The sequence below is a fragment of the Sphingobium scionense genome (assembly GCF_014197035.1).
In the GTDB taxonomy this organism is placed as follows: Bacteria; Pseudomonadota; Alphaproteobacteria; order Sphingomonadales; family Sphingomonadaceae; genus Sphingobium; species Sphingobium scionense.
The window spans coordinates 80166-103587 of record NZ_JACIEU010000005.1 but is presented as its reverse complement, the minus strand read 5'-3'; the positions used below and the strand labels follow the sequence as shown (position 1 = coordinate 103587).

At 65.9% G+C, this 23422-nt stretch carries 18 protein-coding genes; 10 read left to right on the top strand and 8 right to left on the bottom strand.

The window, feature by feature from the left end; genetic code table 11:
- Window positions 1-104: 104 nt before the first annotated feature.
- A complete protein-coding gene (locus tag GGQ90_RS07035; RefSeq protein ID WP_188081470.1) occupies window positions 105-2753 on the bottom strand; it encodes a M1 family metallopeptidase in 2649 nt (882 codons plus the stop codon).
- Between the two features lie 251 nt (window positions 2754-3004).
- Window positions 3005-3457, bottom strand: a complete 453-nt coding sequence (queF, locus tag GGQ90_RS07030) for a preQ(1) synthase (RefSeq protein WP_004210067.1) — start codon at window positions 3455-3457, stop codon at window positions 3005-3007.
- A gap of 109 nt (window positions 3458-3566) precedes the next feature.
- On the opposite strand from queF, the gene GGQ90_RS07025 reads away from it, so the two are divergent.
- From GGQ90_RS07025 to GGQ90_RS07000, 6 genes are all read left to right on the top strand, one after another.
- The gene (locus tag GGQ90_RS07025) at window positions 3567-4853 is read left to right on the top strand and encodes a hypothetical protein (protein ID WP_188081614.1); all 1287 of its coding nucleotides are present in this window, start codon (window positions 3567-3569) and stop codon (window positions 4851-4853) included.
- Window positions 4854-4920: 67 nt separating this feature from the next.
- Window positions 4921-5769 (top strand): sulfurtransferase, encoded by an 849-nt coding sequence (locus GGQ90_RS07020; protein ID WP_188081469.1) that lies wholly within the window; start codon window positions 4921-4923, stop codon window positions 5767-5769.
- Window positions 5766-6974, top strand: a complete 1209-nt coding sequence (gene metC, locus GGQ90_RS07015; protein WP_188081468.1) for a cystathionine beta-lyase — start codon at window positions 5766-5768, stop codon at window positions 6972-6974. The genes GGQ90_RS07020 and metC overlap by 4 nt, the downstream gene beginning before the upstream one ends.
- On the top strand, window positions 6971-8266 hold the full coding sequence (locus GGQ90_RS07010) for a mechanosensitive ion channel family protein (protein WP_188081467.1): 1296 nt from the start codon (window positions 6971-6973) through the stop codon (window positions 8264-8266). The genes metC and GGQ90_RS07010 overlap by 4 nt, the downstream gene beginning before the upstream one ends.
- Window positions 8267-8537: 271 nt before the next feature.
- The gene (locus GGQ90_RS07005; protein ID WP_188081466.1) at window positions 8538-9290 is read left to right on the top strand and encodes a TorF family putative porin; all 753 of its coding nucleotides are present in this window, start codon (window positions 8538-8540) and stop codon (window positions 9288-9290) included.
- A gap of 115 nt (window positions 9291-9405) precedes the next feature.
- The gene (locus GGQ90_RS07000; RefSeq protein WP_188081465.1) at window positions 9406-9906 is read left to right on the top strand and encodes a sterol desaturase family protein; all 501 of its coding nucleotides are present in this window, start codon (window positions 9406-9408) and stop codon (window positions 9904-9906) included.
- A gap of 21 nt (window positions 9907-9927) precedes the next feature.
- Here the strand turns inward: GGQ90_RS07000 and GGQ90_RS06995 are convergent, their stop codons facing one another.
- Window positions 9928-10602, bottom strand: a complete 675-nt coding sequence (locus GGQ90_RS06995) for a DUF2490 domain-containing protein (RefSeq protein WP_188081464.1) — start codon at window positions 10600-10602, stop codon at window positions 9928-9930.
- Between the two features lie 275 nt (window positions 10603-10877).
- On the opposite strand from GGQ90_RS06995, the gene GGQ90_RS06990 reads away from it, so the two are divergent.
- Window positions 10878-12983, top strand: coding sequence for a TonB-dependent siderophore receptor (locus GGQ90_RS06990; RefSeq protein ID WP_188081463.1), 2106 nt, complete (start codon window positions 10878-10880; stop codon window positions 12981-12983).
- Window positions 12984-13002: 19 nt separating this feature from the next.
- On the opposite strand, the gene GGQ90_RS06985 is transcribed toward GGQ90_RS06990, so the two are convergent.
- The 3 genes from GGQ90_RS06985 to GGQ90_RS06975 form a co-directional block, all read right to left on the bottom strand.
- Window positions 13003-14973 carry an alpha/beta hydrolase family protein gene (locus tag GGQ90_RS06985; RefSeq protein WP_425506104.1) on the bottom strand — a complete coding sequence of 657 codons (1971 nt, stop codon included), beginning with the start codon at window positions 14971-14973 and terminating at the stop codon, window positions 13003-13005.
- Window positions 14974-15048: 75 nt separating this feature from the next.
- Window positions 15049-17172: a sodium-translocating pyrophosphatase gene (locus GGQ90_RS06980; protein WP_188081461.1), complete on the bottom strand. Its 2124-nt coding sequence runs from the start codon at window positions 17170-17172 to the stop codon at window positions 15049-15051.
- A gap of 236 nt (window positions 17173-17408) precedes the next feature.
- Window positions 17409-18368, bottom strand: coding sequence for a 2-hydroxyacid dehydrogenase (locus GGQ90_RS06975; protein ID WP_188081460.1), 960 nt, complete (start codon window positions 18366-18368; stop codon window positions 17409-17411).
- A gap of 75 nt (window positions 18369-18443) precedes the next feature.
- Between GGQ90_RS06975 and metX the strand changes: the two genes are divergently transcribed.
- Window positions 18444-19574 carry a homoserine O-acetyltransferase MetX gene (gene metX / locus GGQ90_RS06970; protein WP_188081459.1) on the top strand — a complete coding sequence of 377 codons (1131 nt, stop codon included), beginning with the start codon at window positions 18444-18446 and terminating at the stop codon, window positions 19572-19574.
- Window positions 19571-20164, top strand: a complete 594-nt coding sequence (gene metW, locus GGQ90_RS06965; RefSeq protein ID WP_188081458.1) for a methionine biosynthesis protein MetW — start codon at window positions 19571-19573, stop codon at window positions 20162-20164. The genes metX and metW overlap by 4 nt, the downstream gene beginning before the upstream one ends.
- Before the next feature lie 8 nt (window positions 20165-20172).
- Here the strand turns inward: metW and GGQ90_RS06960 are convergent, their stop codons facing one another.
- The gene (locus tag GGQ90_RS06960; RefSeq protein ID WP_188081457.1) at window positions 20173-20784 is read right to left on the bottom strand and encodes a DJ-1/PfpI family protein; all 612 of its coding nucleotides are present in this window, start codon (window positions 20782-20784) and stop codon (window positions 20173-20175) included.
- Between the two features lie 164 nt (window positions 20785-20948).
- On the opposite strand from GGQ90_RS06960, the gene GGQ90_RS06955 reads away from it, so the two are divergent.
- The gene (locus GGQ90_RS06955; protein ID WP_188081456.1) at window positions 20949-22559 is read left to right on the top strand and encodes a GMC family oxidoreductase; all 1611 of its coding nucleotides are present in this window, start codon (window positions 20949-20951) and stop codon (window positions 22557-22559) included.
- A gap of 15 nt (window positions 22560-22574) precedes the next feature.
- On the opposite strand, the gene GGQ90_RS06950 is transcribed toward GGQ90_RS06955, so the two are convergent.
- Window positions 22575-23396: an SDR family oxidoreductase gene (locus GGQ90_RS06950; RefSeq protein ID WP_188081455.1), complete on the bottom strand. Its 822-nt coding sequence runs from the start codon at window positions 23394-23396 to the stop codon at window positions 22575-22577.
- Between the last annotated feature and the right edge of the window lie 26 nt (window positions 23397-23422).

Genomic DNA, 23422 nt, shown 5'->3' with positions numbered 1-23422 from the left:
TCCCCTCCCTTCCAGGGAGGGGTTAGGGGTGGGTAGCCTCCGAAGGAGGCTCGCTTTCGCTCGCCCCCCCCCGCCCCCTCCCTGGAAGGGAGGGGAGACAGGCGTTACTTCTTGCCCGCGAACCAGGCGGCTGTCGGCGCCTTCAACCGGCTGCGCGTCTCGATCCGGGTCTTGATCGCGGCAATCGAGCGGTCGACCACCTTGCGCGATTCCGGCGTCAGATACTGGGTCGCATAGGCGTCCAGCTTGGTCACCATCGCCGGGTCGGCCGATCCGCCGCCCAGACGGGCCAGCGCCTGGCTGCGCGCCGATACGTCGATCAGCGCCTCATATTGCGCCTTGTGCGCCAGCACATAGTCGACCGCCTGCATCGGATGGGCGACGCCCACCTGGCCGATGATCGCGGCGCTGGTGGTCTTGCCCGGCTCGTCGGTCAGGGCGAGATCCAGGGCTTGCTGGCTGAGCTTCTCGTCCTTCGCCTTGCCGAGCAGCGCATAGAGCGTGCTCTTTTCGAGGTCGCTCTGCGCGCCCTTGGCCATGACGCGCAGCTTGTCCCAGGTCGCCTGATCGGCATTCTGGGCGATGATGCCCAGCCACACATTGCGCAGCGGCCCGTCGAGCGCGGCCGGGTTGGTCGCCAGCGCGGCGAAGCGGCGGTTGGCCTCGGCCACCACGCCCTTGTCGCCCATGCTGCCCAGCGTCGCGACCAGGCTGGTGCGCAGCACCGGCACCTGCGGTCCTTCGCCGGCCTTGGCATCATAGCCGATGGCCGTCAGCGCCGGGGTCAGCTTGGCCGAGGCATAGGCCGCGACCTTCGCCTGGGCGGCGGCATCGCCCTCCAGCATGTCATAGCTGCTCTTCAGGTAACCGGGCACTTCGGCCAGCACGGCCGGGCTGCCATTGACCGGCACCGCGTCGACCAGGTCGAGTGCCAGGCCGATCGGCTGGTATCCACCCAGCGCCAGCTGGAAATTGTCCGCCATCAGGCCGGTCTGGTCCATGCTCGACAGCTGGCTGAATCCCTTGGCCAGCGCCTGGATATTGGCGGCGGGATAGAGCGAGCGATAATAGCCGGTCTGGCCCGCATTGATGACATAGGCGCCACAGCCCGGCAGCGTGATCTGGCCATTGCCCTGCAGGATCAGGCGCTGCGCCTCGCCGCCCTGCACCTGCGCCTTGACCGGCACATTCCACTTGAGCGGCGCCTTGTCCTTGGCGTCGCGACTAAACTCGCCCTGGCTCAGCGTCAGGATGGTGTTGCCGCCCTGGCACTGGGCGCTTTCCACCTTGACCAGCGGGATACCCGGCTGGCTGGTGAAATCATGGGCAATGCTGACCAGGCCCTTGGCACCCGCGCCCTCGACGGCCTTCCACAGGTCGTCGGTGACGGTGTTTCCGTAAGCGTGGCTCTTCATGTAGGACTGGATGCCCGCCTTCCACGCATCTTCGCCGGCATAGCCTTCGAGCATGGTGATGACCGCCTCACCCTTCTGATAGGTGATGGCGTCGAACGCCTGGTTCACCTGATCGACGGTGGTGATCTTCTGCACGACCGGGTGGGTGGTCTTGAGCGCGTCGAGGCTCATCGCCCGCTCGCGGCCATCGACGCGCGACAGCAGGGCTTCCCATTCCGGGTTCAGCTTGTCGGTGACCTTGGTCGCCATCCAGCTGGCAAAGCCCTCGTTCAGCCACAGATCGTCCCACCAGGCCATGGTGACGAGATCGCCGAACCACTGATGCGCCATTTCATGCGCGGCCACTTCATAGATGGCGCGCTTGGTCTCTTCGGAGGTGAAGCGCGGATCGACCAGCAAGGTGCGTTCGAAGGTGAAGATCGCGCCCCAATTCTCCATCGCGCTGAAGAACTGGCTCTGGCCCGGACCCGCGACATTGTCGAGCTTGGGCAGCGGGAAGGGCACGCCGAAATACTCATTATAATAGGGCAGGATCGCCGCCGACGCATCGAGCGCCAGCTGCGCCTTGCCGGTATTGCCCCGGCCGGTGATGACGCCGACTTCGGTATTGCCCGCCATCTTGGTCGCGCGGTCCAGTTCGCCCAGGCCGAAGAAGAGCAGGTAGGAGGACATTTTGGGGCTGGTGCCGAAGGTCACCAGCTTCTTGCCGCTGCCGATGTCCTTGGTCGCCTTGACCGGCATGTTGCCGACCGCCAACTGGTCCGCCGGGACCACAGCGGAGAGGTCGAACGTCGCCTTGTAGCTCGGCTCGTCGAAGCTCGGCACGAAGCGGCGGGCGTCGGGTGCCTCGAACTGGGTGAAAAGCGCGCGCTTCGCGGCGCCGGCATTGTCCGTATAGTCGAGCGCGAACAGGCCGTTCGCCTGTTGGTTGATGATGCCGGCATAGACCATGGTCAGCTTGTAGCTGCCCGGCTGGACCGGCTTGCCGAAGTCGAGGCTGACGGTCTGAGCATCGGCATCCACCTTGGCCGTGCCGGTGATCGCCTTGCCCTTGGCCGGGGTCAGGGTGACGCTGGAGACGGTCAGGTCGGCCGCGTTCAGCACCAGTGCCGGCATGGCAGTGGCGACGGTAACGTCGATCGTCACCTTGCCGGTGAATGTGAGGTTCGCCGCATCGGGCGTCACTTCGATCGCATAATGGCTGGGCGCGGCGCCACGGGGCAGCTGGGTGGTGACGCCGGCGGCGGGGCCGGCAGGCGCGGTCTGGGCCAGCGCGGGCACGGCGATCGCCAGCGGCGCGGCCGCCATCAGGAACGGCAGGATTTTCGACAAGGGCATGGGGGAAGGAACTCCGATACGGCTTGGATGGCGCAATGAGACATAGTCACGCGCAACATGCAAACCGGATCGGCCGTTTCCCCCCAGGGGTCAAGTGAACTATCCGCAAGAGAATGTCGTTGGTCGAAGCCTGTTGTGCGTTCGTCCAACAAGAAGGCGGGCCAGCACCCTCCTCCGTTCGCTTCGAGCCCAGTCGAGAAGCGACAAGCGCCTCCGTTTCTCGACAAGCTCGAAACGAACGGCTGTATGGCTCAGCCGCGGCCGCGATAGCCCGGCACGTCCTGCGGCGGCAGCCACAGGCCGGCGGGCGGTTCGCCCGATTGCCAGAAGACGTCGATCGGGATGCCGCCACGCGGATACCAATAGCCGCCGATGCGCAGCCAGATCGGCTGCATTTCGGTGAACAGCCGCTCGCCGATGCCCACGGTGCAATCCTCATGGAAGCCGGCATGGTTGCGGAAACTGCCCAGGAACAGCTTGAGCGCCTTGGATTCGACGATGGTCGCACCGGGCGCATAGTCGATCACCAGATGAGCGAAGTCCGGCTGGCCGGTCACCGGGCAAAGCGAGGTGAATTCGGGCGCCGTGAAGCGCACCAGATAGGGCTTGCCCGGACGGGGATTGGGGACATAGTCGAGGACGGCGTCCTCGGGCCGCTGCGGCAGGGTGCTGGCGCGGCCGAGATGGAGCGGGGTATCGGTCATGAGGGCGCATGTAGTCGATTACACGCAATTTGTCATCGGTCCGGCGCGCGCGCGCTTCCGTTCATCTGGCGTTCAGCAAAATTTCTGCCTTGGCAGGGCCATGGGGTCTATGCGTCTGTTCCTTTCCGTCCTGCCGCTGCTGGCAGTCACGCCCGCGCTGGCACAACAAGCCACCGGCAGCGATCCGGTCGTCAATCTGCAGCGTGCCGCGCCGCCGCCACCGGCCGATGACCCGCGCCGCCAGGGGCCGGAACTGGATGTGTTCCGTGGCACGACGACGCCCACGCCTACACCGACGCCGTCGCTGCCGCCGATCATCGCGCCGACCGTGACGCCCGCGCCGACCCAGCGCGCGCCCGCGACCACGCCTGCCCCCGCATCGCAGCGCCCGACACCGACGCGAACCGAAACGCCACGCAACGCGCGCACGACGCCCACGCCCGCCCCCACCGAACGCCCGGCCGCGCGCGACACCATAGCAACTCAGCCCAGCCCGGCGCCCGCCGTGGCGGAACCGGACAATGCCGCCAACGCGGTGGAAACGCCGCCGCCGGCCGCCCTGCCCTCACCCGAGCCGGTCATGGCCGACAACAGCGTCACCACTGTCGAACCCTCGCAGGAAGCCGAAGCGCAGGGGTTGAGCTGGCCCTGGATCGCCGCCGCAATCGCCGCGCTGGCGGTGATCGCCGGATTCCTGCTGATGCGTCGCCGTCATGTGGCGAAAGCCCCGCAAGTCGATGCCGCACCAGTGCCGGCAGCACCCCGACCAGCCCAGGCGCCTGTCGCACCGCCTCCGCCCGCCCCCGCAGCAGCAGCGCCACCACCAGCGCCTGCCCCCGAACCCGTGGCATCGGCTCCGGCCAGCGACGCCGGGGACCGCCCCTGGGTCGAGATGGGCCTCGACATCAGCCTCGCCCGCTCCTCGCTGATCGGCGTGACCATCGGCTATACGCTGTTGCTCCACAATCGCGGCGAGCGCCCGGCCCGCGACATCATGGTGCGCGGCCTGTTGGGCAATGCGGGCGCACAACAGGATGAATTGCTGCGCCATTTCTTCGGTGGCGAGACCGGCATGCCGCTGCATTCGATCGTCTCGATCGCGCCGGGCGAAACCGTGCGCATGACCAACGAACTGCGCCTGGCCCAGGACGAGATCGTGCCGGTGACGATGGGCGAGCGGTCGCTGCTGGTGCCGATCGCCGCCTTCGACGCCCATTATCGCTGGGGCGAGGATGAGGAAGCGCCCGAAGGCACCGGCCGCACCGGCCGCGCCTTCATCGTCGGCCAGGAACAGGAACCGCCCGCCGAGCGCCTGTCGCCCTTCCGCCTCGACCAGGGGCCGCGCCAATATCGGCGGCCAGCCGCCCGCGCCGCCGCCGAAGTGCCGCCGGCCTGAGCATTTCCCTTTCCTGTCCGGCAGGCCGCTCCTAAGATAACCGCCTGACAAGGTTAAAAGGGGCCGCATGGATATTCTCGTTTCCACCGACTGGCTGGCCGGCGAAATCGGCAAGGCCGATCTCGTCATTCTCGACGCCAGCCTGTTCCTGCCCGGCACGCCGCGCGACCCGCGCGCCGAGTTCGACGCGGCCCATGTTCCCGGCGCCGCCTATATGGACCTGCCGAGCCTGAGCGACCCCGCCGATCCGGTGCCGGGCCAGTTGCCGCCCGACGCGTTGATGACGCAGCGCATGCAGGCGCTGGGCGTCAACGCCGACAGCCGTATCGTCATCTATGACAACAGCCCGACCCACAGCGCGGCGCGCGGCTGGTGGATGATGCGCGTCTATGGTTTGGGCGCATCCGCCGCGATCCTGGACGGCGGGCTGCCCAAATGGGTTGCCGAAGGCCGCCCGGTCGAAAGCGGCACGCCCGCCATCGTGCCCGGCGATGCCGTCGCCAGGCTCGACCGGACGCAGGTTCGCACCAAGGCGGATATCCTCGCCAATCTCGACAGCGGCACGGCGCAACTACTCGACGCGCGGGGCGCGGGGCGCTTCACCGGCGCCGAGGCCGAACCCCGCCCCGGCATGGCGTCAGGCCATATTCCCGGCAGCCGCAACATCCCCTCCTCCGCCTTCTTCGCCGCCGACAACAGTCTGAAGCAGGGCGAGGAACTGCGCCGCCTGCTGATCGACGCCGGCACCGATCTCGACCGGCCGATCATCACCACCTGCGGCAGCGGCGTGACCGCAGCGATCATCCTCGCCGCCCTCGAAACGCTCGGGAAGCGCGACATCAGCCTCTATGACGGCAGTTGGTCGGAATGGGGGTTCGACCCCGCCACCCCCAAGGCGACCGGACCCGCCGCATGAGCGACGACAGCAGAAGGCCGCTGACCAGGCTGGCCCAGGCCGGCCGCCGCGCCGACTGGACCGGCATGCCGGGGCAACCCGGCGCGATCGTCAGTCCGGGCGTGTGGCGCGCCTCCACCATCCTCTATGACGATGTCGCCCATCTGCGGAAGGCAGCGGGCAGCAGCACCCATGAGCGGCTGTTCTACGGACGCAAGGGCACGCCGACGAGCTGGAGCCTGGCCGATGCGCTGACCGAGATGGAGCCGGGCGCGGAGGGCACGATGCTCTTCCCTTCGGGCGTGGCGGCGATCGCCTGCGCGCTGATGGCGGTGCTGCGGCCGGGCGACCAGTTGCTGATGGTCGACAGCGCCTATGACCCGACCCGCAATTTCTGCGAACAGGTGCTGAAACCCTTCGGCATCGAGACGCTCTATTATGACCCGACCATCGGCGCCGGCATCGCCGATCTGGTGACCGATCGCACCCGCGCCATCTTCCTGGAATGCCCCGGCAGCCTGACCTTCGAGGTGCAGGATGTGCCGGCGATCACCGCCATCGCGCGCGATCGCGGCATCACCACCCTGCTCGACAATACCTGGGCGACGCCGCTCTTCTTCCCGGCGCTGGCCCATGGCGTCGACATCGCGATCCTCGCCTGCACCAAATATATTGTCGGCCATAGCGACGTGATGATGGGGTCGGTCACTGCCACACCGGCGCTGTTCCCGAAGGTCCGCCAGTCCGCCTATCTGTTCGGCCAGATGACCAGCCCCGACGATGCCTGGCTCGCCAGCCGTGGCCTGCGCACGCTCGGCGTCCGCCTGGCCCAGCATCAGGCGAGCGCGCTGGAGATCGCGCATTGGCTGACCGAGCAGCCAGACGTCGCCCGCGTGCTGCACCCCGCTTTGCCCGACTGTCCCGGCCATGAATTGTGGGCGCGCGACTTCAGCGGCTCGACCGGGCTGTTCAGCTTCGTGCTGCAGGGCGGGGACGAGGCGGCCCGTGCCGCGCTGATCGATGGCCTTGCCCATTTCGGCATCGGCTATAGCTGGGGCGGGTTCGAAAGCCTGGCCCTGCCGGTCGATCCGGCCCGCTATCGCACGGCGACCGTATGGCAGGCGGAAGGCCCGGTCATCCGGCTGCAGATCGGTCTGGAGGATCCCGCCGACCTGATCGCCGACCTTGACGCCGGCCTCGCCCGCTTCCGGGCGACACGCGGATGACGCAGATGTCCGCATGGCTGGCCCGGTTGCCGGGCAATGCGGACATCACCCAGCCGCTGATCGCGGTCGGCATCTCGCTGCTACTCTATGCCATTGCCCATAGCGTGGCACGCCTGCTGGCCCCGCGCGTGAAGGACAGCCTACCCGCGCTCAGCGATCTGGTTTCCACCCATGTCCGTCCGATGCTGCGCCATGCGATCAGCGTACCGCTGTTCGCGACGGCGCTGGCGCTCTGGCCGGCGGACAGCATCGCCCATCTGATCCTGGGCACCGCGCTCGCCTGTGCCGTCGCGCTGCTTGCGCTGCATCTGCTGCAAGCGCTCAGCTTCCCCCGCTGGGCGATCACGCCGCTCGCCCTGCTGCTGTTCGTGATGGTGATATCGGGCAGCAGCGGCGGAATCGCGCCGGTCGGGTCGATGCTGGATGACGTCGCGCTGACGCTGGGCAAGCGCCGCATCAGCCTGCTCGACATCCTCTCGATCGCCGCGACACTGGTCGCGCTGCTCGCCGGTATCCGCCTTGCCAACCGGCTGATTCGCCGCAGCATCCAGAAGGCGCCCGATCTCGACCCGACCCAGAAATTGCTGGGGCAGAAGCTGGCCGGAATCGCGGTGCTCATCGCCGCCTTCTTCATCGGCATCGACATATTGGGGATCGACCTTACCGCCTTCACCGTCTTTTCCGGCGCGCTTGGCCTCGCGGTCGGCTTCGGCCTGCAGAAGACGGTGGGCAATCTGATCGCGGGCATCATCCTGCTGATGGACCGGTCGATCAAGCCGGGCGACGTGATCGCGGTCGGCGACAGTTTCGGCTGGGTCAGCAAGATCGGCGTGCGCGCCGTGTCGATCATCACCCGCGACGGCAAGAAGCATCTCATCCCCAACGAAATCCTGATGACGCAGGAGGTGGAGAACTGGTCCTATTCCGATCGCAATATCCGCGTCCGCATTCCGGTGGGCATCAGCAACGACAGCGACATTGCGCTGGCCCAGCAATTGATGCTGGAAGCGGCACAGGAAAGCCCGCGCGCACTCAAGCAACCCGAGCCCAAGGTGTGGCTGACGGCGCTGGGCCAATATCGGCTGGAGCACGAGATTCGCGTCTGGATCAGCGACCCGGAAAATGGCGTGGGCGGCGTGACGTCCGACGTTCTGATGCGGGTGCTGGACAAGTTCAAGGCGCGCGGCATCATCGTCCCCTATCCGCGCCACGTCGTCGAACTGCGGCAACCGCAGCATAGACATGATTCAGCAATGAATGAGCCAGACGAGCCGGATCGTTCACGATCCTGAGCGGCCGCAGCAACGCCACTAAATCCGATAAATCGCGCATTATCAGATATATATTCCCGCCGTCCGGCGAATGCAGCATCGCGCCTTGTTGCGTAGTAGCAACAATAAAAGACGTAAAAGACATCAAATAGCAATAATATCTTGTGCGGCGCAGCGCGCGCGGGCATGCCCGGAAGCGTTGAGGCAAGCCGGCCCATTTCCCTTGGGGGAAGCATAGAGGCAGGCGCCTGGACGCAGGCGGGACGATCGCAGAACCATCAAGGGGATCAACATGCGTAAGTCCATTCTCGGCCTCTCGGCCTCCCTTCTCACCGCCGCTTTCGCTGCGCTGTCGGCACCGGCCATGGCCCAGGATGAGCCGGCTCCTGCGGTGACCGTCACCGGCAATGCCGCCGTCGTCAGCGACTATCGCTTCCGCGGCATTTCCCAGACCAACAAGAAGTTCGCGCTACAAGGTGGCATCACCGTTGCCCATGAATCGGGCTTCTATGTCTCGACCTGGGGCAGTTCGATCGACGAATATGTCGCCAACGGCTCGGACCAGGAACTCGACCTGATCGGCGGCTATTCGACCACGGTCGGCGGCGCGACGATCGACGTTGGCGTCCTCTATTATTACTATCCGGGCAATGCCGGCGCGAACACCGACTTCGTCGAGCCCTATGCCTCGATCAAGGGCACGTTCGGCCCCGCCACCGCCAAGCTGACCGCCAACTACGCCCCCAAGGCCAAGGCGCTGACCGTCGGCAATGGCAAGGAAGATAATCTCTACCTCGCCGGCGACGTCTCGGCCTCGATCCCCAACACCCCGCTGGGCGTGTCGGCGCATCTGGGCCACAGCTTCGGCCCGAGTTACCTGACCATCGGCAAGGAATATACCGACTGGAACATCGGCGCGACCTACACCTGGGGTCACCTGACCTTCGGCGTGTCCTATGTCGACACCGACAAGTCGCTCTATTCGTCGGCAGGCCACAATATCAGCAAGGCCGGCGTGCTCGGTTCGCTCACCGCCTCCTTCTGATCCGCTTTCCCTTCGGGGATGAACAGGGCCGCGCTCTCCAAAGGGGATCGCGGCCCTTTGCCATATGCGGTCTTTACGGGTCGCCTTGGCCCGCGCCGCTGCCTATAAGGCGCCCATGCCTCCGATTGCCCTCCTACTGCTCTTCGTCGTCACGATCGCGCTGATGGAGGGTTTTGCCTATGTGATGCACCGCTGGGTGATGCATGGCCCCGGCTGGTTCCTCCATGCCAGCCACCACCGCCCCCGCACCGGCTTCTTCGAGGCCAATGACCTCTATTTCGTGATCTTCGCCATGCCCTCCATCCTGCTGCTGCTGGGCGGGGTGCAATGGGGCTGGGGCAATTGGGCGACGGCCGTCGGCGCCGGCGTCGCCGCCTATGGCGCCATCTATCTGGGCTTCCACGACATCATCGTCCACCAGCGGGTACGCCACCGCTATGTCGCCCGATCCCGCTACATGAAGCGGATCGTCCAGGCGCATCGGCTGCACCATGCGGTCGAGACCAAGGAAGGCACGGTCAGCTTCGGCTTCCTGATCGCCCCCCATCCCGCCGCGTTGAAGCGCGCATTGGCCGGCCGCGCTGGCCTGCGCGCGGCCAGGGGGCATCGGGAATAGGCGTCACCGACCAGATGCCGTTCAGAAGCTGAAACTGAGCGAGAGCGAGGCGACATTGTCGTTGCTGTCGTCGGCATCGGGGCGGAATCCATGCTGGTGGAGATAGCCGATCTCCGCATTCACATTCTTTGCCAGCGGCGTGGTGATCGCGATCAGGTTGCGCATCCGCTCCTCGCCCTGGACGCGCTGGAAATTGGTCTTGTTGAGATCGATGAAACTCTCATGGCTCAAAATCAGTGCGGTCTTGCCGCCTTCCCTGAAGGGCATGGTCAGCTTCACATAGGGCCGCAGGCGCCAGGCCGTGCCGTCAATCCCTTCGCGCCAGCGCTGCTCCATCCGCATCCGCGCGCTGACCGACACCGGGCCGAGCTTGAGGATATTGTCGAACGTCACCTGTTCGCGGGCGCGATGCTCCATCACGGTGAAATCGCCGCCGGCATATTGCGGGTCATGGGTGTACCCCGCCCAGACCGTCACCTGCTTGTCGAGCTTGTAGCCGACCAGCGTGTTGCTCTCGATCTCGTACAGGCCATTCCGATCATTGCTGAAGCGGGCGACGATCTCCTGCTGGAGGCGCCAGTGATCGGACAGCTTCACCGTCGCGCTGGTGGTAGTCCAGAGTTGCTCATCCTCGCTGGCATGGGCAGTCGCGGGCAGCGCCATCAGGGCGAAAAGACAGAGGGACAGGCGGCGCATCGGGCATTGCTCTCCAACAGGGTTGGCGGGCCTCTATGACGATTCGATTACATGACAGCGTCAGTTTGATTGCTATTTTGTGACGGTTCAGTCCGGATCATTGCTGACGTCCGCGCGCGCAGCGCGGCGTCGGATGGGCCGTAGCAATATAAAGGCAAATCAGCATGTTACATATTGCAATATACTCGCAATATCATTAGCCGAGGCAATATTGGGGAGAGGCCAGAAGGAGCGAACCGGCTCCATTCCTTGTCCATTTCAACGGGATCGCCGCCTTGCCCAGCCTCCGCCTTTGCGCCCTGCCCTTTTTGTTCGCGCCGCTGCCCGTGCTGGCGCAGGTTCCAATCGACGCGGCCGCCGGCAACAGCGACATTCTGGTCACCGCCCGCGCGCAGAAACTTTATCGCGTCGAAGATAGCGAAATCGGCAAGATTCCCGCCGACCCGATGGACATTCCCCAGTCGGTGCAGGTCATCACCAGCGAACTGATCCGCGACCAGGGCGCACGCGACATCACCGACCTTTATCGCAATGTCGCCGGCGTCAGCGCCAACCAATATGCCACCGTTACCTATCGCGGTTTCCGGCAGGAATCGATGTTCTATGACGGGCTGCGCGGCGATCCGTTCCAGGGCTTTGCCGTGCCGAACCTGTTCAGCATCGACAGGGTCGAGTTTCTCAAAGGACCGGTCGGCATGCTCTATGGCGCCAGTTCGCCGGGCGGCATGGTCAATTATGTCACCAAGAAGCCACAGGACGAATTCGCCGCGTCGGTGCGCGCGGTGGTCGGCAATTATGACCGCTATGGCGCGTCGGGCGAAGTGACCGGGCCGATCGACGCCAATGGCGTGGTCGCCGGGCGGGCCGGCCTGTTCTACGAAAGCTTCGACACGGTGCAGCGCTTTTCCGGCAGCCGCAGCCTGGTCGCGGACGGCGGGCTGAAGTTCAAGCTGGCGCCCGACACCAGCCTGACGGTGCAGGCGACCCGATACGACCAGGATCTGCCGGGCAACCGGCTGCGCGGCGTGGCGATCGATGCGGAGGGGCATTTCCTGGCCGACCGCAACTGGACCCATAATGAAAAGACCGACAAGCTGAGCCTGAAGGGCACGGTGCTGCAGGCGCGGCTGGACAGCCGGTTGTCCGACGCGGTCAGCGTCAATGCATCGGGCCGCTGGTTCCGCTACACCGAATATCAGCGCTATCATGAACCGCTGGGGCCGATCGACACCGATGGCGATGGCGTCTTCGATACCCAGCCGCGCGAATTTCGCTCACAGCATGGCACGATCGAGGGCGCGAGCCTGGCGAGCAACATGATCGCCAGACTGGAGACCGGCGGGATCAAACACACATTGCTGGTGGGCGCCGACTGGTATCGCGAGACGCAGGATTTCAGCGGCGTGACGATCAAGGGCGTGCCGGGCCTGTCGCTGAGCAATCCCGTCTATGGCCTGAGCAATCCGACCGAGGCGGACCTGGCCGGCCTGACCCCGGAAGTGAATGCGTCGCGCGCCCATCGCTATGGCGTCTATGCCCAGGAACAGGCGGATATCGGCGAGCATGTCATCCTGGTCGGCGGCGTGCGCCACGACTGGTTCGACGACAAGGACAAGATTGGCGGTGCCTATGCAGATGGCGGTCGCTGGAGCTGGCGCGTCGGCGGCATCTACAAGCCGGTTCAGTCCATCTCCCTCTATGGCAGTTATGCGCAGAGTTTCGAACCGCAAAGCCCCGGCAACCAGAATCCGGCGGTCGGCGGCCCCTTTGCGCCGATCGCCAGCCGCCAGTTCGAGGTCGGCGCCAAGGGCGAACTGATGCAGGGCAAGCTGCAGCCGACCCTCGCCCTCTACCATATCATGCGCAACGGCATCGTGCAGGTCGATCCCGATCTGGAGCCGATCAATGGTCTGGACCAGCTGTCGCCGGTCGGCGAGGTGACCAGCAAGGGGATCGAACTGACGCTGGCAGCCGATCTCAGCAAGAATTGGGTGCTGACCGCCAATTACGCCTATAATGACGCGCGCATCACCGACAGTGCGGAGGGCGCGACGATCGACAATGCGGTCGGCGGCCGCTTCCCCAACGCCCCGCATCATCAGGCCGGGCTATGGTCCCGCTATCAGATCCCCACCTGGGGCACGGCGCTGGCGCTGGGCGGCCAATATGTGTCGGGCCAGATCGACCGGCGCGGCGCCCATATTCCCGGCTTCACCGTGTTCGACGGCAGCATCACTCAGGATCTGGGCTTTGCCGAGGCGATGATCCGCGTCGAGAATATCTTCGACAAGACTTATGCCGTCGCCACCTTCGATGCGCGCAAGGGGGCCTTTGTCGGCCGGCCGCGCACGGTCTTCCTGGAATTGCGGCGCGACTTCTGACGGTCGCGCCGCGGGCCGCTCAGGCGGGGTTATGCGCCTTCAGAAAGGCTTCGAGCTGCTGGAGAAATTCCAGCCGGTCGGCCTGGCGCGAGAAGAAATGGTCGGCCAGCGGCTGCTCGACATAGATATAGTCGCGGCCGCTTACCTTGCCGGCGGCCTTGAGCTTCTCCGCCATCTCGCGGGACTGACCCACCGGTACGCGCCGGTCCTTCTTGCCGTGCATCAGCAGGATCGGCGTCGAGAAGCCGGCGGCATAGTTGATCGGCGAGACGACGCCGAAGTCGGGCGCCTGTTCCTTCAGCCAGTCGCCGCTGGCGCCGGAATTGAGGAAGCGCCGGTCATAGCGCATCATCGCGCCCAGATCCGACACGCCGGCATAGGAGACGGCGCAGCGATAACGGCCGCCGTCGCGCTGCGCCGCGCGCATCGCGGCATAGCCACCATAAGAGGCGCCAACGACGCAGACCCGCTTGGCGTCGGCAATGCCCTGCTTCACCGCCCAGTCGACCGCGTCATTGAGGTCATCCTGCATGGCACGACCCCATTGGCCCTCGCCCTTGGCCGCGAATTCCGTGCCATAGCCCGACGAGCCGCGATAATTGGGCTGGATCACCGCATAGCCGCGATTGGCCAGGAACTGCACCCACCAGTCCCACGTCTCCGCATCGCGGGCGAAAGGGCCACCATGGGGCATCAGGATGAGCGGCAGTTCCTTCGCCTCCTTGCCATTGGGCAGGGTCAGCACCGCTGCGATCTCCAGACCGTCACGCGCCTTGTAGCGGATCGTCTTGACCGGCGAGAGTTGCGGCCGGACGCCCAGCGTCTCGCTGACCTTGGACAGCAGCGACATGGCGCCATAGTCGGTGTCATAGAAATAATAGGCGCCCGGCTGGCTTGCCGCGCCGACATGGACGATCAGTTTCTTCAGGTCCTGGCTGGTCGAGACGATGCGCGCGCGGCGATCACCCACGGCCTTGTCGATATCGGCCTGGATCTTCGCCAGGGTCGGGTCGAACCAGTGAACGGCCGGCGCATCGGCAGTGTAGCGCACGCCCGCCATGCCGGTGCCGGCGGCATCAACCTCCAGCCCGCCAAGGTCGAAACCGGGCGCTTCATAGAGCTTCTTGCCCAGTTCCAGCGTGCCGAGGTCCAGTTCATAGAAGGCGTCAGTGCCGTCCCGATCATCGCTGGCGATCGCCTTGCCCGGGTCGGCGGTGAACAGCATCGGCACGATCAGCGATTCATGGCGACGGCGATCGGCCTTATCGACCACGCGGAAGCCGCTGCGGCCATCGGCACGATAGAGCAATTTGGATGATCGAGTGCCGTCATTATAACCCACCCCCATGCGCACCGCGCCGGTCGCATCGGCATACCAGCTGCGCACAAATTGGCGCGAGGGCACGACGGTGCGCATCTTACCGGTGCTGACGTCGACCTCGCTGACCTGCGGCCAGAAGCCGGGTTCATTATAATAGATGGACGTCTGATAGGAGAGCAGGATACGCGGGCTGCCGTCGCGCGCGACCCAGATGACATCGTCGCCATTTTGTGCGGCAACATTCTTGGCAAGGATGCTGGCCTTGGTGCCGTCCGCCTTGATGCTGGCGACGCGGCTGATCGACCAGGTATCGCCCTGAACATTGGTTTCCGCGCCGATGCCGACGATCAGCCAGTCATTATTGACCCAGCGCCACCAGTTGAGATCATTGTCGCCCAGGCCCATGTTGTGGACATTGCCGCCCTGCACTTCGGCGATCACCAGCCTCTGCTCGCCCTTGATCGCGATCCGCGCGGCGACGCGCGCGCCGTCCGGCGACAGTTCGGGCGAATCCATTGCCGGTAGCTCGGCAAAGGCTTCGATCGGCCAGATCTTGGCAGCGGTCGCCGACGCCTTGGCAGTGTCGGCCTTGGTCGCATCGGCTTGGGCAGAGACGACAGGTGCAAAAGTCGCGAGCGCGCAGGCCGCAGCGGACAAAAACGGTTTCAAACATACCCCCCAGTCAAACATGACCCCGCCCGTTGGCGGGCGGGGTCATCGTCAGTCCGGCGATTTAAAACCGGGTTAAGCGCCGTGCGCAAGCGCCGCGAGCAACAATAGTGCCACGATATTAGTGATCTTGATCATCGGGTTGACCGCCGGACCGGCCGTGTCCTTGTAGGGATCGCCGACCGTGTCGCCGGTCACCGCCGCCTTGTGCGCCTCGCTGCCCTTGCCGCCATGATGGCCATCCTCGATATATTTCTTGGCATTGTCCCAGGCGCCCCCGCCCGAGGTCATCGACAGGGCGACGAACAGCCCCGAGACGATGACACCCAGCAGCAGGGCGCCCAGCGCGGCAAAGCCGTTGGGCACGCCGGCGACCGCCGCGATGATGAAATAGACCGCAATCGGCGCCAACACCGGCAACAGCGAGGGGATAATCATCTCCTTGATCGCGGCGCGGGTGACGAGGTCGACGGTACGGGCATAATCGGGGCGCGACGTCCCCTCCATAATGCCCTTGTTGGTGGCGAACTGGTCGCGCACATCCTTGACCACGTCACCGGCCGCACGGCCGACCGCCGTCATCCCCATCGCGCCGAACAGATAGGGCAACAGCGCGCCCAGCAGCAGACCGACGATGACATAGGGATTGGACAGGCTGAAATCGACCGGCTCGGTGAGGCCCAGGGCCGTGTTGTAGAATTTCAGATCCTCCGTATAGGCGCCGAACAGCACCAAAGCCGCCAGGCCGGCCGAGCCGATGGCATAGCCCTTGGTCACCGCCTTGGTGGTGTTGCCGACCGCGTCGAGCGCATCGGTCTTCACCCGGACGCTGTCGTCGAGATGGGCCATTTCGGCGATGCCGCCGGCATTGTCCGTGACCGGGCCATAGGCGTCCAATGCGACGACCATGCCGGCCAGCGCCAGCATCGCGGTGGCGGCAAAGGCAATGCCGATCAGGCCCGCCAACTGATAGGCGACGATGATGCCGACCACGATCACGATCGTCGGCAGCGCGGTCGATTCCAGACTGATCGCCAGGCCCTGTATGACATTGGTGCCATGGCCGGTTTCCGATGCCTTGGCGATCGAGCGGACCGGGCGATAATTGGTGCCGGTATAATATTCGGTAATGACGACCAGCAGGCCGGTGACGGCAAGGCCCACCATCATCGACCAGAACAGCGCCATGCCGGTATAACCGCCGACGCCGTCGAGATCGGTACCGAACGGCGTGCTGAGATCGCCCAGCGTATAGTGGGTAACGAACCAGAGCGCCGGGATCGACAGGATCGCGGTGGTCCAGAAGCCCTTGTAGAGCGCGCCCATGATCGACTGGCTGGCACCGAGGCGGACCATATAGGTACCGATGATCGAAGTGATGATGCACACGCCGCCGACGATCAGCGGCAACGACATGAGGCGCATCAGGAAGGCATTGTCGACGCCGGTCACCAGCAGCGCGGTCAGCACCATGGTGGCGCCGACGGTGACGACATAGGTTTCGAACAGGTCGGCCGCCATGCCGGCACAGTCGCCGACATTGTCGCCGACATTGTCCGCGATCACGGCGGGGTTGCGCGGGTCATCCTCGGGGATGCCGGCCTCCACCTTGCCGACCAGATCGGCGCCGACGTCGGCCGCCTTGGTGAAGATGCCCCCGCCCAGGCGCGCGAAGATGGAGATGAGGCTGGCACCGAAGGCCAAGGCCACCAGACTGTCGATCACCAGACGGTCATCGGGGGCATGGCCGGCCGGGCCGGTCAGATACCAGAAGAAGGTGCTGATCGCGAGCAAGGCGAGGCCCGCCACCAGCATGCCGGTAATCGCGCCGGCCCGAAAGGCGACGGTGAGGCCGTTCTGCAAGGTGCCACGCGCTGCCTCCGCCGTCCGCACATTGGCGCGGACCGAAATGTTCATGCCGATGAAGCCGGCCGCGCCCGACAGGATCGCGCCGATCAGGAAACCGACGGCAGAGGTTATCCCCAGGAACAGGAAGACAAGGACGGCGACGACGATGCCGACCATGGCAATGGTGGTATATTGGCGGCCGAGATAGGCTTTCGCCCCTTCCTGGATTGCCCCCGCGATCGCCTGCATGGTTTCATTCCCCGCCGGTGCGGCGAGCACCTGGCGACTGGTGAAAAGCCCATAAAGCACGGCCAGCAGGCCGCACCCTATGGCGATATAGACTATCTGCATGCTTGTTCCTCTCCCCCTATTGTTGCTGTCATCGATCGCTCCGCAGGGAATGACGGGCGGGCGAAGGGCGCAACCGCGGGCAGCCGGACAGGCAAGGTCCGGCATCGGGCACCGCGTCAATCAGCAACAGGACGATGCGCATCGGGCGCTCCAACCGGCTGAGAATAGGGTGATGCAAAGCTACAGCGCGGGCGGCGCGCGTCAAGCCGTCCTTGTGCGCCCCGCCAGCGTCCGACCTACACGACCGGCGTCAGCAAGGCCTCCCCGGCAAACCAGGCGTCCAGATTGGCGACCACCAGATCGGCCATCGCCTTGCGGGTATGGACGGTGGCGCTGCCCTGATGCGGTTGCAGCACGACATGGTCCATCGCGAACAGTGCTTCGGGCACATGCGGTTCGTGCGCGAACACATCCAGCCCTGCGCCGGCGATGCGCCGGTCGGCCAGCCGCTCGACCATCGCCGCCTCGTCGATCACGCCGCCCCGGCTGATATTGACGATCACGCCATCCGGCCCGAGCGCGTCCAGCATCGCGCCGTCGACCAGCTTGGCCGCTTCCGGCCCGCCCGACGTGGCGACGATGATCACATCGCTCTGGCGCGCAAAGTCGATCGCGTCGGCGACATAGCGATAGGCCGTATCCGCCGCCGGCTTGCGGTTATGATAGAGGATCTCGCCCGCCACCGGCTCCAGCCGCCTGGCTATGGCGCGGCCGATCCGGCCCAGCCCCAATATGCCGATGGTCGCGCCGGTCACCCGGCCCGCCAGCGCCGGCTTCTCGCCCCGCGCCCAGCCGCCCGACCGCACCAGCCGGTCATTGGCGGCGATGTTGCGCACCGTCGCATAGAGAAGGCCGACGGCCAGGTCCGCGACATCGTCGGTCAGCACGTCGGGCGTGTTGGTGACGCGGATGCCCTTCGCCCGCGCATGGTCGACATCGACCTTGTCATAGCCGACCGAGAATAGCCCGATCATCTCCAGCTTCGGCAGCGCGTCCATGATGGCGGCGGGCGCCCCGACCGATCCGAAGCTGACCAGCGCGCGCGCCTCCAGCACATCAGCCGGCAGCGCGGACATATCCGCGTCCGCCGCCACGGCGTGGACGGTGAAGCGCTGCTCCAGCTGGTCGGTCAGATAGGGATAGAGCGGGCCATAGGCGACGATGGTCGGACGGGTCTGATCGGTCATGCTCTCCATCTAGGCACGGCGCAGGCCGATCGCCACCCCGCCCCGCCAATTGACAGCCTCTTTCCCTCGTCTTAGCCCGATGTCATGGCCAGCGTTTCCCCTGACACACGTTTCGGCCTGCGCCGCCAGGCCCGCCTTCCCGGCCCGCTGCCGCTATCGAGCGGCGCCAGCCTGTCCCCGGTCGACATCGCCTATGAAAGCTATGGGCAGATGAATGCGGACAAATCCAACGTCATCCTGATCTGCCACGCGCTGACCGGCGACCAATATGTCGCATCGGACCATCCCGTCACCGGCAAGCCGGGATGGTGGTGGCGGATGGTGGGCGAAGGCCGGCCGGTCGACCCGGCGCGCCATTTCATCATCTGTTCCAACGTCATCGGCAGCTGCATGGGATCGTCCGGTCCCGCCAGCATCGACCCGGCCCTGGGCGATCCCTATGCGATGCGCTTCCCGGTGCTGACCATCGCCGACATGGTGCGGGCGCAGGCGATGCTGCTCGACCATCTGGGCGTTAATCGGCTGGCCGCGGTGATCGGCGGGTCGATGGGCGGGATGCAGGCGCTGACCTGGCCCACCCTCTTCCCCGACCGGGTCGAACGCTGCGTCGTGATCGCCTCGACCGCGCGGCACAGCGCGCAGAATATCGCCTTCCACGAGGTCGGGCGCCAGGCAATCATGGCCGATCCGCTCTGGCGCGGCGGCGACTATTATGCCGATGGCAAGGTGCCGAGCGCCGGCCTCGCCGTGGCGCGGATGGCGGCGCATATCACCTATCTCTCCGAAGCGGGCCTGACCGAGAAATTCGGCCGGCGGCTACAGGGCCGTGACGCCAAGACCTTCGGCTTCGACGCGGACTTCCAGGTGGAGTCCTATCTGCGCCATCAGGGGCTGAGCTTCGTCGAGCGGTTCGACGCCAATAGCTATCTCTACATCACCCGCGCCATGGACTATTATGACATAGCCGAGGATCATGGCGGATCGCTGGCGCGGGCCTTCACCGCGACGCGGGCGCGCTTCTGCCTGGTCAGCTTCGATACCGACTGGCTCTATCCCACCGCCGAATCCCGCGCGATCGTCCATGCACTCAACGCCTCGGGCGCGCAGGCGAGCTTCGTCGAACTGTCCAGCCCCTTCGGCCATGACGCCTTCCTGCTCGAAAGCCCGGAATTGAACCGGGTAGTCGATGGCTTCCTGCGCGGTGGCCGGGCATGAGCGATCTCCTCCGCCCCGATCTGGCGCTGATCGCCCGCACCGTGCGGCCGGGCACACGGGTGCTGGATGTCGGCTGCGGTGACGGCGCGCTGATGGCGGCGCTGCGCGACACCAGCCAGGTCGATGCGCGGGGGCTGGAGATTGACGGTTCCAATGTCGCCGCTGCCGTCGGCCGCGGCCTGTCGGTGGTGCAGGGCGACGCCGACACCGACCTTAGCTATTATCCCGACGCCAGTTTCGACTATGCGATCCTCAGCCAGACGTTGCAGACGACCCGGCGGCCCGACCTGGTGGTGGAGGCATTGCTGCGCATCGGCCGCCAGGCCTTCGTCTCCTTCCCCAATTTCGCCCATTGGCGCGGCCGCCTGTCGCTGCTGTGGGGCGGGCGGATGCCGGTGACGCGGTTATTGCCCGACACCTGGTATGACACGCTCAACATCCATCATGTGACGGTCGATGATTTCCGCGCGCTGGTGAAGGATCGCGGCTGGACCATCGACGGCCAGTGGTTCCTGAAAGGGGACAAGGAAACCACCCATGCGAACGCCAATCTGTTCGCCGAACATGCGGTGTTCCTGCTGCGCAGATAGCCCGCCCATCAGGCCGGCACCGCTTCCACGAATGGCGCGATCACCGCCCGTGCCCGCGCGACATAGTCCGCCTTCTCGCCCACCGGCGCGACATAATGGAGCGCCGCTTCGGCATCCGTCATCGATCCGCCCCGCGCGATCATCCAGGCGGCGAGATAGGGCGCCGACAGGCAGCCGCCGGCCGTCGCGACATTGGCATGGGCGACGAAGGGCGCATCGATCACCCGCACCCCCGCCTCCACTACCCAGGGCTTGGTGGTAAGGTCGGTGCAGGCCGGCAGATCACCGATCAGGCCCAGCTTCGCCAGCAGCAACGTGCCCGAACATTGCGCCCCGATCAGCTGGCGCGCCGGGTCCAGCGCGATCCGCTCCAGCATGGCGGCATCGGCCGCAATCTCGCGCGTGCGGATGCCGCTGCCGATCAGCACCGCATCCGCTTGCGCCGCAAAGTCCAGCGGCCGCTGCCGCTGCACCGTCACCCCGTTCATCGACGTCACCGTCTCTTTCGGTGCGGTGATATAGGCAGCCCAGCCCTGCGGCTTCATCCGGTTGAGGATGGCGGCGGCGATGAAACTGTCCAGTTCGTTGAATCCCTCGAACGTCAGTATCGCAATCTGCATGGCCATCCTCCTGCGCCGTCACCCGCCTGCCATAGCCCCTTGCCCGCCCGCGCCCATGGCCAGTTTGCAGGCCATGGCCCGGCCAGATATCGCCACCGCGCCCGTCCTGCCCCTTTACGCCCCCGCCTCCGCCGGGCCATGCTCCGCGCACAAGAGGAGAGGCGATGGACCGGGATTATGGCCGCTGGGATTATATCATCCTGGGCGCGGGCAGCGCGGGATGCGTGCTGGCCAGCCGGCTGAGCGCCGATCCGCGCAACCGCGTGCTGCTGCTGGAGGCCGGCGGCAAGGACGACTGGCTGTGGATAAAGATCCCGGTCGGCTATCTCTATTGCATGGGCAATCCGCGTACCGACTGGTGCCTGAAGACCGAGGCGGAGGCCGGCCTTGGCGCCCGCGCCATCGCCTATCCGCGCGGCCGGGTGATCGGCGGCAGCAGCTCGATCAACGGCATGATCTACATGCGTGGCCAGGCGGCCGATTATGATGGCTGGCGCCAAGCCGGCAATATCGGCTGGGGCTGGGACGATGTGCTGCCCTATTTCGTGCGGGCGGAGGATCATCAGGACGGGGCCAGCGCCACCCATGGCGCAGGCGGCGAGATACGGGTCGAGCGGCAAAGGCTGCGCTGGGATCTGCTCGACCGCTTCCGCCAGGCCGCCAGCCAATATGGCGTGCCCGAAACCGCCGACTTCAACGGCGGGGACAATCTGGGGTCGGGCTATTTTCAGGTGACGCAGCGGCGCGGCCGGCGCTGGAGCGCCGCCGACGCCTTCCTGCGCCCGGCGATGAACCGCCCCAATCTGCGCATCATTACCGGCGCGACGATCGACCGGGTGACGATCGCACAGGGCCGCGCCACCGGCGTGCGCTTCCTGCTGGATGGCGACGCCTGCACCGCGCAGGCCGATGGCGAAGTCATCCTGTCGGCCGGGTCGATCGGCAGCCCCGCCATCCTCCAGCGATCGGGTATCGGCGACGGCGCAAAGCTGGCCACGCTCGGCATCGACGTCCTGGCCGACCGGCCGGGCGTCGGCGAAAATCTGCAGGATCATCTCCAGATACGCTGCGCCTATCGGGTGAACGGCATCGCCACGCTCAACGGCCGCGCCGGATCATGGCTGGGCAAGGCGTGGATGGGCCTGCACTATCTCGCCAGCCGCTCCGGGCCGCTGTCGATGGCGCCCAGCCAGCTCGGCATGTTCGTGAAATCCGATCCGCGCCATGCCACCGCCAATCTCGAATATCATGTCCAGCCCTTGAGTCTGGCCGCGTTCGGCGGCGCGCTCGACGCCTTTCCCGCCTTCACCGCCAGCGTCTGCAACCTGCGCCCGCACAGCCGGGGCGATGTGTGGATCAATTCCGCCGATCCGCTCGCCCCGCCCGCGATCCGGCCCAATTATCTGTCCGCCGCCGAGGACCGCCAGGTCGCGATCGAAGCGGTGCGCGTCACCCGCGCGATCGTCGGCCAGCCGGCCCTCGCCCCCTATGCGCCGCAGGAATTTCGCCCAGGGCCGGAGCGGCAGGATGATGCCGCCCTGCTCGAAGGGATCGGCGCGATCGCCAGCAGCATCTTCCATCCCGTCGGCACCGCCGCCATGGGCAGCGGCCCGCGCGCGGTGGTCGACCCGCAACTGCGCGTCCATGGCATCGGCGGACTGCGCGTCATCGATGCCTCGGTCATGCCGACGATCACGTCCGGCAACACCAATGCGCCGACCATGATGATCGCGGAAAAGGGCGCGGAGATGCTTCTCTCCGCCGCCCGATCCTGAGCATTTGCGCCTGATTCAGCGCCCGGTCGCCGACGCCCCCGTGCGATAGCCCGGCTGGGCCGGTTCGCCGAACGCCGCCAGGATCGCGTCGAACCGGCGGGCCAGGTCGTCGCGATATTCGGGATGGGTGATGATATGGGGCTGGTCCTGCTCGACCGCGCGCACCACCGCTCGGCCCAGCCAGATCGGCTCCATCATGTTGGCGCGAATCTGCGCCAGCCGCGCCGGGTCCATCGCGCCCGGCCCGACCATGTCGGATTCCGACATGCGGCTGCGGGTCAGGCCGGGAAACAGGGTGGAGACGCCGACGCCATGGGGGGCCAGTTCCTGCCGCAGCGAATCCGACAGGCCCAGCACGCCGAACTTGCTCGCCGAATAGGCGGCGAACAGGCCGAAGGGGTTGAGCCCGTTCATCGACGATGTGTTGACGATATGCCCCGCGCCCCGGTCGACCATCGCCCGCGCGAAACAGGCGATGCCATTATAGACGCCGGTCAGGTTGACCGCGACCAGCCGGTCGAAATCGGCCGGGTCCATGTCGATCAGCGGCGCAAAGCCCGACGCGATCCCGGCATTGTTGCAGAGGATATCGACAGGCCCGAAGCGCGCTTCCGCCGCTGCCCTGGCCTGCGCCCAGCTATCGCGACGGGTGACGTCGATCGGCAGCGCCAGCACGTCCGCCCCCGCCGGCAGCTTCGCCGCCTCCGCCGCAGCAAAACCCGCATCAATATCGGCCAGGATGATGCGCCCGCCCTGCTCGGCAAAGGCCTGCGCCATCCCCCCGCCAATGCCGCCGCCGCCCCCGGTGATGAATATCGTCCTGCCCGCGATCTGCATCCTGCTCTCCTTTATATTTACGACAA